Below are 14,251 nucleotides of genomic sequence, written 5' to 3'. Positions count from 1 at the left end.
CGTTCCGCCGGATTCCACGGTCAATGCGCCCGCCCGGGGTAAAATGCGCGCCACGCCGCGATGTCGCGCGCGACGGGCAGGCCGCCGTTCCGACGAGAACGGCCGGCGCAAGGCCCGCCGCCCGCACCGGGGCGTTCGAAGCGTCCCCCGCATGACACGACCGCGCGATGCCGCCGGCCGCCCGCCAGTTCCCGACGAAGCCGTCGACAGCTGCGTCGGTGCCCGGCGCGTCACCTGAATCCGATGTCCCATCCTGCGTCTTCCTGACCGGCCGGCACGCGCGCGTGCCGAATCGTCCGATTCGCCTGATGAAAATCGTGTCGACGCATGCGTCCGGAGGAAGGGGCGGATGTATCCGCGGGAGCACGCGTCGCAGCTTCGTAACGGGTTTCGACAAGGTCGAGTGGCGAGTTTTCCATCCAGAACAATGACGGTGAATAGAACAACAGCGTTGCCCGCACGGCGGCGGCGCACGAAGGTCGGGCTCGGAGTCGGCCTCGGCATCACGCTTTTCGCGGCGCAGGCCGCCGCGGCACCCGGCGACGCGCCCGCACCGGACGCCGGCGCGGCCGGCAGCGCGACGCTGCCTGCCATCACGGTGAGCGGCGAGCGCGGCAGCACGCTGCGCGCGCGCGAAGCCTCGGTCGCGGGGCTGGACGACGCGCCGCTGCGCGACACGCCGGCGTCGGTGAACGTCATCACGCGCGCGCTGATCGACGACCAGCAGGCGAAGCGGCTGAGCGACGTCGTGCGCAACGACGCATCGGTCGTCAACGACTACGCGCCGGTCGGCTATTTCGAAGGCTTCGCGATCCGCGGCTTTCCGGTCGATCTCGCGAGCGCGATCCGGATCGACGGGCTGACGGTGTCCGGCGAGCAGAACGTGCCGCTCGAGAACAAGGAGCGCGTCGAGATCCTGAAGGGGCTCGCGGGTATCGACAGCGGCGTCGTCGCACCCGGCGGCGTGATCAACTTCGTGACCAAGCGCTCCGCGAACGTCGCGAGCGTGACGGGCGGCGTCGACAGCCGCGGCTCGACGTCGGCGGCCGTCGATCTCGGCCGCCGCTTCGGCCCCGACAATCAGTTCGGCTTCCGGATCAATGCCGCGAAGGAGAACATGCACTCCTACATCGACGGCACCAACGGGCGGCGCACGTTCGGCTCGATCGCCGCCGACTGGGACATCAGCCCGCGCGCGAGCCTGCAGCTCAACGCCGAATTCCAGCAGTGGATCCAGCGCTCGGCGCCCGGCTACCAGCTGCTCGGCGGCACCGTCGTGCCGTCGGTCAAGACGACGTCGAAGGCGCTCGGCACGCAGCCGTGGGCGAAACCGGTGACGACCGACGCGCTGAACCTGAACGCGCGCTTCGACTACCAGTTCAACGACGACTGGAAGGCCTACCTCGCCGCCGGCCGCAGCCGCACGATGATCGACGACAACAGCGCGTTCGCGTACGGCTGTTCTTACGCGGCGAGCTGCACGGCCGGCGCGACGTCGCCGTTCTTCTTCGGCGCGAACGGCGACTACGACGTCTACGACTTCCGCAGCCCCGGCGAATACCGGCGCAACGACGACCTGCGCGCGGTCGCGACCGGCAAGTTCGCGACGGGGCCGCTGCGGCACGAGCTGACGCTCGGCGTGAGCGTGCAGCGGCGCGTCGTGCACATGGCCGACGCGGTGTACGACTACGTGGGCAGCGAGAACGTCTACGGGCCCGACGTGACCTTCTCGCCGTCGCCGAATTCGCCGGGGCCGTCGTATCCGCGCCTCGACGCGTGGCAATACGGCGTGTTCGGGCTCGACCGCATCAGCATCGGCGAACACTGGCAGGTGCTCGCGGGCGGCAAGGAAGTGCTGCTGCGCCAGCGCAGCTGGAGCAGCCTCGACGGCGACACGACGCGCACCGACCGCTCGGTGTTCCTGCCGCAGGTCGCGCTCGTCTACAAGCCGGTGAACGTGCTGTCGCTGTATGCGTCGTACAGCAAGGCGCTGTCGCTCGGCGATCAGGCGCCGGTACGCGCGACCAACGCGTATGCGTTCCTGCCGCCCGTCGAATCGCACCAGTTCGAGGTCGGCGCGAAATACGACTGGCTCGACCGGCTGAGCCTCACGGCCGCCGTGTTCTCGATCAGCAAGCCGTTCCAGTTCGCCGACCCGGATCCGTCGGGCACGTCCTATACGTTCGTGCAGCGCGGCACGCAGCGGCACCAGGGGATCGAGCTCGGCGCGGCCGGCCGCCTGACCGGGCGGCTGGGGCTGACGGCCAGCGTCGCGGCGATTCGCGCTCGTGCGGTCGATTCGGGGTCGCCGACCTACGAAGGGCACCAGATCATCAACGTGCCGGCGTTGCGTGCGTCGCTGTATGCGGACTACGCGGTGCCGGGCGTCGCGGGCCTGAACGTGCTCGGCGGCGTCGAGTACAGCGCGGCGCGCAATGCGAACGAGGAAGGCACCGCGCGCGTGCCGTCGTGGTTCGTGTTCAATCTCGGCGCGCGCTATACGACGAAGATCGGCGGCCATCGCACGGTGCTGCGCGTGTCGGTCGACAACCTGTTCAACAAGTTCTACTGGCGCGACGCGGGCGAGCAGCAGGGCGATGCGTACCTGTTCCCGGGGGCGCCGCGCACCGCGCGCGTGTCGTTGACTTATGATTTCTGACCGTCCGGAACCGGCCGCGTGATGCGCCGCCCCGGCAGCTAACCAGGAGAGCACAGACGATGTCCCCACTCGAAATCGCCGGCGTGATCGTCAGCGCGCTCGCGATCTGGCTGACCGCGAAGCGCCGCATGCTGTGCTGGCCGGTCGGGCTCGCGTCGGTCGCGCTGTACGGCTGGATCTTCTTCGATGCGAAGCTGTATTCGGACATGCTGCTGCAGGGCGCATTCGCGGTGCTGCAGGTGTACGGCTGGCAGCGCTGGCTCGCGCAGCGCGCGAGCGAGGCCGACGGCGGCGCGGCGCCGGCCGGCGACGTCGCGCCCGTCACCGGCGTGCGGCCGCTCAAGATGCTGCCCGACCTGATCGCGGCGATCATCGGCAGCGCGCTGCTCGGCGGCATGATGGCGCGCTGGACCGATGCGGCGCTGCCGTTCGTCGATGCGTCGCTGACCGCGTTCAGCCTCGTCGCGCAATACTGGACCGCGCGGCGCTACATCGCGTCGTGGGGGCTGTGGATCGTCGTGAACGTCGTGTACGTCGGGATGTTCGTGTTCAAGGAACTGTATCTGACGGCCGGACTCTATGCGCTGTTCATCGGGCTGGCCGTCGTCGGCTGGCGCGACTGGAGCCGCACGGCCGCTGCGTTGCGCGCGGCAGCCGGCGGCGCACTGGCGTCGGGCGGCGGCGCACGCTGATTCACGCACGGATTCAACGACGGAGCAACATCGGTCATGTCATTCCCACTCGAGCCGGACGGCCCCCTGTCGCGTGACGTCGCGCCGCCGCAATTCGGCGTCGACGGCGAGCAGGCCGAACGCGACTGGCCGCTGATGACGTACGACGAGGTGGCGGCCGTACTCGCGCGGATCGACGGCGCGGGCGAGCCGGCGCGGCTCACGTGGCACAGCCCGCGGCAGTTCGCGGCGGCCGTGCTCGTGCGGATGGCGGACGGGCGCGGGCTGTTCGTCAAGCGTCATCACGTGAGCCTGCGCGATGTCGCGGGGCTCGAGGAAGAGCATCGTTTCATCGCGCATCTGCGCGAACGCGGCATCCCCGTGGTGGACGTGCTGGCCGATCGCAACGGCGCGACCGCGTTTGCGTCCGGCGACTGGACCTACGAGGTGCACGTGCTCGCGCCCGGCGTCGACCCGTATCGTGGCGTGATGTCGTGGCAGCCGTTCACGCATCCTTCGCACGCGTACGCGGCCGGCCGCGCGCTGGCCGAACTGCATCGCGCGTCGGCCGGTTACGACGCACCCGCGCGGCCCGTCCGCACGCTGCTGTCGAGTTTTCGCGTGCTGTCGTCCGCCGATCTGGCGGGCGCGCTCGAACGCTGGGTCGATGCGCAGCCGCTGCTCGTGCGCGCGCTCGGTTCGCGCGACTGGTGCGGCGACGTGGCCGACGCGATCGGCCCGTATCACGCGCGCCTCGTGCCGCTGCTGCCGGCGTTGCCGCCGCTGTGGACGCATGGCGACTGGCATGCGTCGAACCTGCTGTGGACGGGGGCGGAACCCGGCGCGCAGGTGCGCACCGTGCTCGATTTCGGCTTGTCGGATCGCACGTGCGCGGTGATGGACCTCGCGCTTGCGATCGAGCGCAATACGGTCGACTGGATGGCGCCGGCCGATGCGCGGCGCATCGAATACGAACAGATCGACGCGCTGCTCGACGGCTACGAATCGCTGGAACCGCTGAGCGACGACGCGTACGCGGCGCTGGTCGCGTTGCTGCCGATCGTGCATACGGAGTTCGCGCTGTCGGAAGTCGCGTATTTCGGCTGCATCATCGATGCGCCGGCGATCGTCGACATCGCGTACGACGGCTACCTGATCGGGCACGCGCGCTGGTTCGGCGAACACGACGGGCGGCAACTGCTCGACTGGCTCGTGCAACGCAGGCGCGCGAAGCAACGCATCACCTGATTCGCGCGAGGGGGCGTGCGGCCTGCGCGTGTCGAATCCCCGGCTCTCTGCTGTCTTTCGTGCGGCCGTCGCGCCGCACGCGCACCGAATCCTCCCGATCGTCAATGCGGGGCGCCGTCCCCTCAGGGCATTGCACGTCTGCGTGCGATTGCGCCCGACATGACGGAAATATCATCTTCGCCTCATGTTCGCACTGCGGCCCGACCGTAGCATCGGTCGCAAACCGTTACCGCAGAACCGAACATGCTCAAGCTCTCTCTCGCCGTGGCCGTCGCCTTCGCGATGGCCGCGACGGCTTATGCGCAGCCGTCGCTGTCGCCGGGGCCGGCCCCGGCTGCAGCAGGCAGCGCAACGCCGACCGGCGCACCGCCATCCGGTGCGCTTTCCCCCCCGTCATTGACGCTTCCCGATGCGCTCGCGGTTGCGGCCCGGAACAATCCGGCGCTGCGTGGCGCACGCGCGGACGTTGACGCGTCGGCCGGCGCGCTGATGCAGGCCGGTGCCCGCCCCAATCCCGAGGTGTCGTTCCTGCAGGAAGGCTTCAGCCGCGCCGAACGCACGTCGACCGCGCTGATCAACCAGACCATCGAGCTGGGCGGCAAGCGCCGCGCGCGGCTCGACGTCGCGTCGTACGGCCGCGAGTCGGCCAGCGCGTCGCTCGACGAGCAGGGCGCCGCCGTGCGCGCCGACGTGATCGCCGCGTTCTACGGCTTGCTCGCCGCGCAGCGGCAGCTTCAGGTGACCGAGGAATCGGCCGCGATCGCCGCGCGCTCCGCGGATCTTGCGGGGCGCCGCGCGCAGGCCGGCAAGGTGTCGCCGGTCGAGGCGACCAAGGCGCAGGTGGCGGCGGCCGGTGTGCAGATCGAAGTCGTAACCGCGCGCGGCCGGGTCGAGGTTGCGCGCGAGAAGCTGAACGCGGTGATGGGCGAAGCGCGCGGCGACCGGCTCGCGGTGCAGGGCGACCTGGAAGCCGTGCCGCCGGTCGAGCCGCTGTCCGCGCTGACCGCGCAGCTCGACGATTCGCCGCTCGCGCGGGTCGCTCGCGCCGAGATGCTGCGCTCGAACGCAGCCGTGTCGCTCGAGCGTGCGCGGCGCATTCCGGACGTGACGGTCAGCGCGGGCGTGAAGCGCGTGACGACCGGCGGCGTCCCCGACAACCAGGCCGTGGTCGGCGTATCGATCCCGATTCCGCTGTTCAACACGAACCGGGGCGCGCTGCTCGAGGCGACGCACAAGGCCGAGCGCGCGAACGCCGATCTCGATCGCGAACGCACGCGCCTGCGGCTGGCGCTCACGCAGGCCTACGCGAACTTCGAGGCCGCCGAGCAGGAAGCGCAGCGGCTGAAGTCGGACATCCTGCCGGCCGCGCGCCTCGCGCTCGATGCCATGTCGCGCGGCTACGAACTCGGGAAGTTCAGCTTCCTCGACGTGCTCGACGCGCAGCGCACGCTGTTCCAGGGGCAGTCGCAATACGTGCGCGCGCTCGCGGACGTCCATTCGGCCCGCGCCGATATCGGCCGGCTGGTCGGCACGCCGCTCGCGGCCGTCGCGCAATAAGCGCCCCTCTTACCTGAAGGATCATCATGTCACGCAGCAGAATCTTCGTTATTGCGGCGGCCGTGCTCGGCGGCGCAGGGATCGTGATCGGCGCGCTCGCCGTCACGCGGGGCGGCGGCGGCACGTCGGCGCCAGCGGGTGCCGAAGCCGCGCAACCCGCCGATGGCGCCGGGGCGCGCGGGGGCGTCGTGCTCAAGCGCGGCAAGCTGTCCGTCGAGATCGTGATGACGGAAAAGCCCGGCGACGCACGGCTCGTCGTCTATCCGTTCGTCGACGGCAAGCCTGCGACCAAGGCCGTGACCGTGTCCGGCACGCTGGTGCGGTACGACCGCACCCACGAACCGTTGCGTTTCGACGCGGCAGGCCAGAAGTTCGTGTCCGCGCAGTCGATCGCGAAGCCGCACGTGTTCGACGCGACGATCGACGTGAAGGCCGGCAACGACGCCGCGTCGTTCCCGTTCGCGCGCGCCGACGGCGCGATCGCGCTGACCGACGCCCAACTGGCGACGTCGAAGATCGCGCTCGCGAAGGCCGGCCCTGCGCAGATCGCGACGCCGTTCCAGCTGCCGGGCGAGATCAAGTTCAACGAGGACCGCACTGCGCACGTGGTGCCGCGCGTGGCCGGCATCGTCGAGCAGGTGTCGGTATCGCTCGGGCAGAACATCGCGAAGGGGCAGGTGCTGGCCGTGATCGCGAGCACCGATCTGGCCGACCGCCGCAGCGAACTGCTGACGGCCGAGCGCCGGCTGTCGGGCGCGCGGGCGACCTACGAGCGCGAACGCACGCTGTGGAAGGAGCGCATCTCGGCCGAGCAGGACTACCAGCAGGCACAGGTGCAGCTGCGCGAGGCCGAGATCGCCGTGCAGAACGCGCGGCAGAAGCTCGCCGCGCTGAACGCGCCGGTCGGCGCGGGCGCGCTGAACCGCTACGAGCTGCGCGCGCCGTTCGCGGGCACGGTCGTCGAGAAACATGCGACGCCCGGCGAGGCGATCGCCGCCGACGCGAGCATGTTCGTGATTTCCGACCTGTCGACCGTGTGGGCCGAGATGGCCGTACCCGCGCAGCGATTGAACGACGTGCGCGTCGGCCGCGACGCGACCGTCAGTGCGACCGCGTTCGAATCGCGTTCGAGCGGCCCGATCGCGTACGTCGGCTCGTTGCTCGGCGAACAGACGCGCACCGCACCGGCGCGCGTCGTGCTGCCGAACCCGGACGGCGTGTGGCGCCCGGGGATGTTCGTGAACGTGTCCGTCGACGCGGGCAAGCAGGGCGTGCCGCTGGCGGTGGCAAGCGACGCGCTGCAGGACGTCGACGGCGCGCCTTCCGTGTTCGTGCGTTCGCCGAAGGGGTTCGTCGCACAGGCGGTCGAAACGGGGCGGCGCGACGAGCGCGCGACCGAAGTGCTGAAGGGGCTCAAGCCTGGCCAGGAATATGCGGCGTCGAACAGCTTCGTGCTGAAGGCGGAACTCGGCAAGGGGAGCGCGGAACATGAATGAGCGTGACGTGTGCGCCGTTGCCCGGCTCGCGGCCCGGTATGCGGCCCGCTTTCCGGCTCGCCGTGTGACCGGCCGGGCGGCTCGTCCGGTGCGGCCGACCGTTCCCCGTTTCAAGGAATCCCGACATGTTTGAGCGCCTGATCCGCTTTGCGATTGCGCACCGCTGGCTCGTGATGCTGGCGATCGCGGCCGTGGCCGCGCTGGGCGTGTTCAGCTACCAGCGGCTGCCGATCGACGCGGTGCCCGACATCACGAACGTGCAGGTCCAGATCAACACGTCCGCGCCGGGCTATTCGCCGCTCGAAGCCGAACAGCGCATCACCTATCCGGTCGAGACCGTGATGGCCGGGCTGCCGGGCCTCGAGCAGACGCGCTCGATTTCGCGCTACGGGCTGTCGCAGGTCACCGTGATCTTCAAGGACGGCACCGACATCTACTTCGCGCGGCAGCTCGTCAACGAACGCATCCAGGAAGCGAAGGACAAGCTGCCCGCCGGCATCGCGCCCGCGATGGGGCCGACGTCGACGGGCCTCGGCGAGATCTACCTGTGGACCGTCGAGGCCGATGCCAACGCACGCAAGCCCGACGGCACGCGTTATACGGCGGCCGACCTGCGCGAGCTGCAGGACTGGGTCGTCCGGCCGCAACTCCGCAACGTGCGCGGCGTGACCGAGGTCAACTCGATCGGCGGCTACGTGAAGGAATACCGCGTCGCGCCGAACCCGGCAAAGCTGATGTCGTACGGGCTGACGCTCGCCGACGTCGTGCGCGCGCTGGAGCGCAACAACGACAACGTCGGCGCCGGTTACATCGAAAAGCGCGGCGAGCAGTATCTCGTGCGGGTGCCGGGCCAGGCGCGCACCGTCGACGACATCGCGAACATCGTGCTGACCAACGTCGGCGGCGTGCCGGTGCGGATGAAGGACGTCGGCGCGGTCGACATCGGCCGCGAACTGCGCACGGGCGCCGCGACGTCGAACGGCGAGGAAGTCGTGCTCGGCACGGTCTTCATGCTGATGGGCGAGAACAGCCGGACGGTGTCGAAGGCCGTCGCCGCGAAGATGGAGGACGTGAACCGCACGCTGCCGGCCGGCGTGAAGGCGATTCCCGTGTACGACCGCACGGTGCTCGTCGAGAAGGCCGTCGCGACGGTGAAGAAGAACCTGCTCGAAGGCGCGATCCTCGTGATCGCGGTGTTGTTCCTGTTCCTCGGCAACATCCGCGCCGCGCTGATCACCGCGCTGGTGATTCCGCTGTCGATGCTGATGACCTTCACCGGCATGGTCAATGCGAAGGTAAGCGCGAACCTGATGAGCCTGGGCGCGCTCGACTTCGGGATCATCGTCGACGGCGCGGTGGTGATCGTCGAGAACTGCGTGCGGCGGCTCGCGCATGCGCAGTCGGCGGCCGGACGGCCGCTCACGCGCGACGAGCGTTTTGCCGAAGTGTTCGGCGCATCGCAGGAAGCGCGGCGTGCGCTGATCTTCGGGCAACTGATCATCATGGTCGTGTACCTGCCGATCTTTGCGCTGACCGGCGTCGAGGGCAAGATGTTCCACCCGATGGCGATTACCGTCGTGATGGCGCTCGCGGCCGCGATGGTGCTGACCGTCACGTTCATTCCGGCGGCCGTCGCGCTGTTCATCGGCGAGCGTGTCGAGGAGAAGGAGAACCGGCTGATGGGCTGGGCGCGGCGCGCGTACGAACCCGTGCTTGCCGCGTTCATGACGCGCCCGGCGCGCGTGATGATCGGCGCGGGCGCGATCGTGCTGGTCACGCTCGGGTTGGCGACGCGGCTCGGCAGCGAGTTCATCCCGAGCCTGAACGAAGGCGATCTGGCCGTCTCCGCGCTGCGGATTCCCGGCACGAGCCTGTCGCAGTCGGTGGAGATGCAGAAGTCGATCGAGAAGACGCTGAAGGCGCGCTTCCCCGAGATCGAGCGCGTATTCGCGCGCACCGGCACGGCCGAGATCGCGGCCGACCCGATGCCGCCGAACCTGTCGGACGGCTACATCATGCTGAAGCCGGCCGACCGGTGGCCCGACCCGAAGAAGCCGCGCGACCAGCTCGTGCGCGAGATCGAGGAAGCGCTCGCCGAGCTGCCGGGCAACGCGTACGAGTTTTCGCAGCCGATCCAGCTGCGGTTCAACGAGCTGATCTCGGGCGTGCGCAGCGACGTCGCGGTGAAGATCTTCGGCGATGACATGGCCGTGCTGAACCAGACCGGCGAGCAGATCGCGGCCGCGCTGCAGAAGGTGCCGGGCGCATCGGAGGTGAAGGTCGAGCAGACCACGGGCCTGCCGGTGCTGACCGTCAACCTCGATCGCGACAAGCTCGCGCGCTATGGCGTGAGCGTGGCCGACCTGCAGGACTCGGTGGCCGCGGCCGTCGGCGGGCAGAAGGCCGGCACGCTGTTCCAGGGCGACCGCCGGTTCGACATCGTCGTGCGGCTGCCCGACGAGCTGCGCTCGGACATCGAGGCGATCAAGCGGCTGCCGATCGCGCTGCCCGCGCCGGCCGCCGGCGCCAGCGCGCCGCTCGCCGCGGCCCCGTACGTGCCGCTGGCTGAACTCGCGACGATCGATGTCGCGCCGGGCCCGAACCAGATCAGCCGCGAGGACGGCAAGCGGCGCGTCGTCGTCAGCGCGAACGTGCGCGGCCGCGACGTCGGCTCGTTCGTCGCCGATGCGCGCGAGCAGCTGCAGCAGGACGTGCGCGTGCCGGCCGGCTACTGGGTGTCGTGGGGCGGGCAGTTCGAGCAGCTGCAAAGCGCGAGCGAGCGCCTGAAGCTCGTCGTGCCGCTCGCGCTGTTCATGGTGTTCGTGCTGCTGTTCGTGATGTTCAACAACGTGAAGGACGGGCTGCTCGTGTTCACCGGCATTCCGTTCGCGCTGAGCGGCGGCGTCGTGTCGCTGTGGCTGCGCGGGATTCCGCTGTCGATCACCGCGGCGGTCGGCTTCATCGCGCTGTCGGGCGTGGCCGTGCTCAACGGTCTCGTGATGATCTCGTTCATCCGCAACCTGCGCGACGAAGGGATGCCGCTCGACGCTGCCGTACACGACGGCGCGCTCACGCGGCTGCGGCCGGTGCTGATGACCGCGCTCGTCGCGTCGCTCGGCTTCCTGCCGATGGCGTTCGCGACCGGCACCGGCGCCGAGGTGCAGCGTCCGCTGGCGACGGTCGTGATCGGCGGTATCCTGTCGTCCACGGCGCTGACGTTGCTGGTGCTGCCGGTGCTGTACCGTGTCAGCCATGCGGTGTCGTGGCGTGCGGCGTTCCGCGGCGGCCTCGGCGCCGGTCTGCTGCGCCGGCTGGGTTTCTTCAAGGGTAATGCGTGATGCGAATTCTGATTGTCGAAGATGAACCGAAGACGGGCGCGTACCTGCGCAAGGGCCTCACCGAGGCCGGCTATGTCGTCGACTGGGTCGAGGACGGCATCACGGGCCAGCACCAGGCGGAGACCGAGGAATACGACCTGCTCGTGCTCGACGTGATGCTGCCCGGCCAGGATGGCTGGACGCTGCTGCAGAACCTGCGGCGCAGCAAGTCGACGCCCGTGCTGTTCCTCACCGCGCGCGATGACGTCGGCGATCGCGTGAAGGGGCTCGAGCTCGGCGCCGACGACTATCTCGCGAAGCCGTTCGACTTCGTCGAGCTGACCGCGCGCATCAAGTCGATCCTGCGGCGCGGCCAGCCGCGCGACTCGAACACGCTGCGCGTGGCCGATCTCGAACTCGACCTGACGCGCCGCAAGGCCACGCGGCAGGGCGACACGATCCTGCTGACCGCGAAGGAATTCGCGCTGCTGTGGCTGCTGATGCGCCGCGAAGGCGAGATCCTGCCGCGCGCGACGATCGCGTCGCAGGTGTGGGACATGAACTTCAACAGCGACACGAACGTCGTCGATTCGGCGATCCGGCGGCTGCGCTCGAAGATCGACGATGCGTACGAACCGAAACTGATCCACACGGTGCGCGGCATGGGCTACGTGCTCGAAGCGCGCGGCGGCGCGGCCGCATGATCGCGCGCCTGCTGCCGCGCACGCTGCGTGGACGCCTGACCGCGCTGATCATCCTGTCGACGTCGGTGATCCTCGCGTCGAGCGGTGTTGCGCTGTACGAAGCGCTGAGCAACCGTGTCGAGACGACGGCGGCCGAGCAGATGGCCGGCATTTCCGCCGCACTGGGCGCGCACCTGGCCGAAGCGCGTAGCACGGCCGACGTCGCGCGCAACACCGACATCTGGATCGACCAGCTGCATGGTCATCCGAACATGGATCTCGCGATCTTCGATGCCACGGGCATGCGCCTCGTCGGTACGCCCGGCTTCCGCCCGTATGCGCCGTTGATGTCGCTGGATGCCGGGCGTGTGCCGGTCGGCGTCGCGCCGCCTGGCGCGCGGCACCAGTATCTGGTGACGAATGTGCCGCTGGCCGGCGCCGGGGTGGGGGCGGGCGGGCCCGTGGTGCGCGTCGCGGTGCAGTACGACCGCAGCGCCGACGTGCTGCTGCTGCGCACGCATGCCTATACGATCGTCGTGATCGAGGTGTTCGGCGTGGTGCTCGCGGCTGCGATCGCGTACGGCATCGCGGCGCTCGGGCTGAGCCCGCTGCGGCGGTTTGCGGCGCGTGCCGAGCAGATGTCGACGAGCCGGCTGGCGCATCCGCTGCCGGAACTCGATACGTCCGGCGAGCTGAAGGAACTCGAGCATGCGTTCAACGGGATGCTCGCGCGGCTGAACGAATCGTTCACGCGGCTGAGCCAGTTCTCGTCGAATCTCGCGCACGACATGCGCACGCCGCTCACGAACCTGCAGGCGGCCGCGCAGGTCGTGCTGTCGCAGCCGCGCAGCGCGGAGGAATACCGGAACGTGATCGAGTCGAGCATCGACGAATACCAGCGGTTGTCGCGGATGATCGAGGACATGCTGTTTCTCGCGCGCTCGGAGCAGGCCGGCACGTCAATCGGCGTGCGGCGCCTGAATGCGGCGCAGGAGGCGGAGCGGGTGGCCGGCTACTACGAGCCGCTGGCGGAGGACGAGGGCGTGACGGTGAAGGTGGACGGCCACGCGTGGGTCGATGCGGATCTGACGCTGTACCAGCGCGCGCTGAGCAACCTGCTGTCCAATGCGCTGACCTATGCGCCGCGCGGCAGTGTCGTGACGATCGACTGCGTCGAGCAGGGCGGCGCGACGACGATCGCCGTGTCGGATACGGGGCCCGGCATCGCCGCGGAGCATGTCGGGCGGATTTTCGAGCGCTTCTACCGCGTCGATCCGTCGCGGCACAATTCGGCGTCGGGCACGGGGCTCGGCCTCGCGATCGTCCGGTCGATCATGGACAATCACGGCGGCGAATGCGGCGTCGACAGCGATCCCGGCCGCCGCACGACGTTCTGGCTGCGCTTTCCGCGCCGGCCGGCCGAGCCGGACCGGCCGGCGGCCATCCGCACCTGACAGCGCGGGCGGTGACGCCCGCGCGTTCGCCGCGATGCGGCCACGCGCGGCGCGCTGTCCGCGATCGGGTGGCCGGGCATCATTGCCGCGCGGTCAGGTTGTCGTGGTTGTCGGTTTGCGGCTTCTTCTCGCCGCCATGCACCGAAATCCCGTGAAGCTCCTTGTTGCGCGCGACGATCTCGCCGGTCGGCGGGTATTGCGTCTTGCTTGTCGGCACGACGCCGTCGTGCTGCGCCTGCTTCAGCTCGTTGACGACCTGCGTGCGGCTCTTGCCCTGCGTTTGCGTTTCCGCGAACGCGGCCTGCGTGGCCATGCCGAGCGACAGCGTGGCGGTGACGAACAGTGCTGCGAGTTTTGCCGTTTTCATCGAATGCTCTCCTTGATCAGGCCGCCGGGTGGCGAACCATGGACCCAGTATGCGAAAGCCGCCGTGCGTCATCGTGATCGCGAGATGAAAAAACCGTCAGATTGCGCAAGCCGGCAGCGCGCCGTTGAGACACGACCGACATGACGCAACCGTCATGTTCGCGTCATGGGCGCGATGGGCGGGCAGGGGAACATGAAGTCTGCCATTGGCCGCCAGGGCCGACGGCATTCGCGCCGTTCGCGACAGCAGCATGGAAAGCGGGCGACCCCGTTCAGACTTTCATCCCGGACCGAAAAGTGGATCGTCCCGCCATCCGTTTAGCCTTGATCGCAGTCCTGATCGTCCCGTTGTTCGCGGGCTGTGCATCGACACGTTCCGGCACCCCGGCGGCCGCGCCCGCCGCGGCGCGCAAGACGGTGCCGGCCGACCTCATGCCCGGCGAGCAGATCGACTATGCCGGCCACCGCTGCGGCAATCCGAACCTGTACGTGAAAACGCATACGTGCCTGTTTCCGCAACGCATCGGCACGCCGTGATCGCGTCGCGGGCGGTCAGTCGGCGCTCAGTGTCCGCATTCCCGGCGATGATCGTCCAGCAGGTGCCGGATCGTGCGGGTCGACGGATCGCTCGCGTGCAGGCTTTCATCCAGTTTCGCGAGCGTGATGAGCGCCTTCCACAGCGCCCAGCCGCGTCCGCGCGCCCAGGTGGCGGCTCGCGACGCAAAAAAAAGGTTCATCGAGGATTACCGGGGAACGCGGCGCGGATCTTGAGGAAGAAATATTCCTCGTCGCGGTACCCG

At 69.3% G+C, this 14,251-nt stretch carries 11 protein-coding genes; 9 read left to right on the top strand and 2 right to left on the bottom strand.

Annotated elements, in window-relative coordinates; genetic code table 11:
* Window positions 1-427 precede the first annotated feature (427 nt).
* The 8 genes from BLA15945_RS15180 to BLA15945_RS15145 all read left to right on the top strand — a co-directional run bounded on the left by BLA15945_RS15180 (window position 428) and on the right by BLA15945_RS15145 (window position 13,085).
* The gene (locus BLA15945_RS15180; protein ID WP_174992798.1) at window positions 428-2,659 is read left to right on the top strand and encodes a TonB-dependent siderophore receptor; all 2,232 of its coding nucleotides are present in this window, start codon (window positions 428-430) and stop codon (window positions 2,657-2,659) included.
* Between the two features lie 59 nt (window positions 2,660-2,718).
* A complete protein-coding gene (gene pnuC, locus BLA15945_RS15175; RefSeq protein WP_174992797.1) occupies window positions 2,719-3,351 on the top strand; it encodes a nicotinamide riboside transporter PnuC in 633 nt (210 codons plus the stop codon).
* Window positions 3,352-3,387: 36 nt separating this feature from the next.
* Window positions 3,388-4,578: a phosphotransferase enzyme family protein gene (locus tag BLA15945_RS15170; protein ID WP_174992796.1), complete on the top strand. Its 1,191-nt coding sequence runs from the start codon at window positions 3,388-3,390 to the stop codon at window positions 4,576-4,578.
* Between the two features lie 243 nt (window positions 4,579-4,821).
* On the top strand, window positions 4,822-6,135 hold the full coding sequence (locus tag BLA15945_RS15165) for a TolC family protein (protein ID WP_174992795.1): 1,314 nt from the start codon (window positions 4,822-4,824) through the stop codon (window positions 6,133-6,135).
* A 26-nt stretch (window positions 6,136-6,161) separates the two neighbouring features.
* A complete protein-coding gene (locus BLA15945_RS15160) occupies window positions 6,162-7,631 on the top strand; it encodes an efflux RND transporter periplasmic adaptor subunit (protein ID WP_059237482.1) in 1,470 nt (489 codons plus the stop codon).
* Between the two features lie 125 nt (window positions 7,632-7,756).
* Entirely contained in the window at window positions 7,757-10,969 is a 3,213-nt protein-coding gene (locus BLA15945_RS15155; RefSeq protein ID WP_174992794.1) for an efflux RND transporter permease subunit, read from the top strand.
* Complete coding sequence (irlR, locus tag BLA15945_RS15150) at window positions 10,969-11,652, top strand: heavy metal response regulator transcription factor IrlR (protein ID WP_006490455.1); 684 nt, start codon at window positions 10,969-10,971, stop codon at window positions 11,650-11,652. Before BLA15945_RS15155 ends, irlR begins: the two co-directional genes overlap by 1 nt.
* A complete protein-coding gene (locus BLA15945_RS15145; RefSeq protein ID WP_174992793.1) occupies window positions 11,649-13,085 on the top strand; it encodes a heavy metal sensor histidine kinase in 1,437 nt (478 codons plus the stop codon). Before irlR ends, BLA15945_RS15145 begins: the two co-directional genes overlap by 4 nt.
* A 79-nt stretch (window positions 13,086-13,164) precedes the next feature.
* Here the strand turns inward: BLA15945_RS15145 and BLA15945_RS15140 are convergent, their stop codons facing one another.
* On the bottom strand, window positions 13,165-13,452 hold the full coding sequence (locus tag BLA15945_RS15140) for a DUF4148 domain-containing protein (protein ID WP_059237479.1): 288 nt from the start codon (window positions 13,450-13,452) through the stop codon (window positions 13,165-13,167).
* A 140-nt stretch (window positions 13,453-13,592) separates the two neighbouring features.
* On the opposite strand from BLA15945_RS15140, the gene BLA15945_RS37675 reads away from it, so the two are divergent.
* Complete coding sequence (locus BLA15945_RS37675; protein ID WP_233464231.1) at window positions 13,593-13,988, top strand: hypothetical protein; 396 nt, start codon at window positions 13,593-13,595, stop codon at window positions 13,986-13,988.
* A gap of 26 nt (window positions 13,989-14,014) precedes the next feature.
* Here BLA15945_RS37675 and BLA15945_RS15130 read toward each other — a convergent pair whose 3' ends face one another.
* Entirely contained in the window at window positions 14,015-14,188 is a 174-nt protein-coding gene (locus BLA15945_RS15130) for a hypothetical protein (protein WP_174992792.1), read from the bottom strand.
* Window positions 14,189-14,251 lie beyond the last annotated feature (63 nt).

Source organism: Burkholderia arboris, assembly GCF_902499125.1.
In the GTDB taxonomy this organism is placed as follows: Bacteria; Pseudomonadota; Gammaproteobacteria; order Burkholderiales; family Burkholderiaceae; genus Burkholderia; species Burkholderia arboris.
Note: the sequence above shows the minus strand (reverse complement) of the source record. Positions and strands in the feature narration are given on the sequence as shown.

What these genes read in the sequence shown, in the direction of transcription:
- BLA15945_RS15180 (WP_174992798.1), top strand. Translation starts at nt 428, where the DNA reads ATGACGGTGAATAGAACAACAGCGTTGCCCGCACGGCGGCGGCGCACG.
- pnuC (WP_174992797.1), top strand. Translation starts at nt 2,719, where the DNA reads ATGTCCCCACTCGAAATCGCCGGCGTGATCGTCAGCGCGCTCGCGATC.
- BLA15945_RS15170 (WP_174992796.1), top strand. Translation starts at nt 3,388, where the DNA reads ATGTCATTCCCACTCGAGCCGGACGGCCCCCTGTCGCGTGACGTCGCG.
- BLA15945_RS15165 (WP_174992795.1), top strand. Translation starts at nt 4,822, where the DNA reads ATGCTCAAGCTCTCTCTCGCCGTGGCCGTCGCCTTCGCGATGGCCGCG.
- BLA15945_RS15160 (WP_059237482.1), top strand. Translation starts at nt 6,162, where the DNA reads ATGTCACGCAGCAGAATCTTCGTTATTGCGGCGGCCGTGCTCGGCGGC.
- BLA15945_RS15155 (WP_174992794.1), top strand. Translation starts at nt 7,757, where the DNA reads ATGTTTGAGCGCCTGATCCGCTTTGCGATTGCGCACCGCTGGCTCGTG.
- irlR (WP_006490455.1), top strand. Translation starts at nt 10,969, where the DNA reads ATGCGAATTCTGATTGTCGAAGATGAACCGAAGACGGGCGCGTACCTG.
- BLA15945_RS15145 (WP_174992793.1), top strand. Translation starts at nt 11,649, where the DNA reads ATGATCGCGCGCCTGCTGCCGCGCACGCTGCGTGGACGCCTGACCGCG.
- BLA15945_RS15140 (WP_059237479.1), bottom strand. Translation starts at nt 13,452, where the DNA reads ATGAAAACGGCAAAACTCGCAGCACTGTTCGTCACCGCCACGCTGTCG.
- BLA15945_RS37675 (WP_233464231.1), top strand. Translation starts at nt 13,593, where the DNA reads ATGACGCAACCGTCATGTTCGCGTCATGGGCGCGATGGGCGGGCAGGG.
- BLA15945_RS15130 (WP_174992792.1), bottom strand. Translation starts at nt 14,188, where the DNA reads ATGAACCTTTTTTTTGCGTCGCGAGCCGCCACCTGGGCGCGCGGACGC.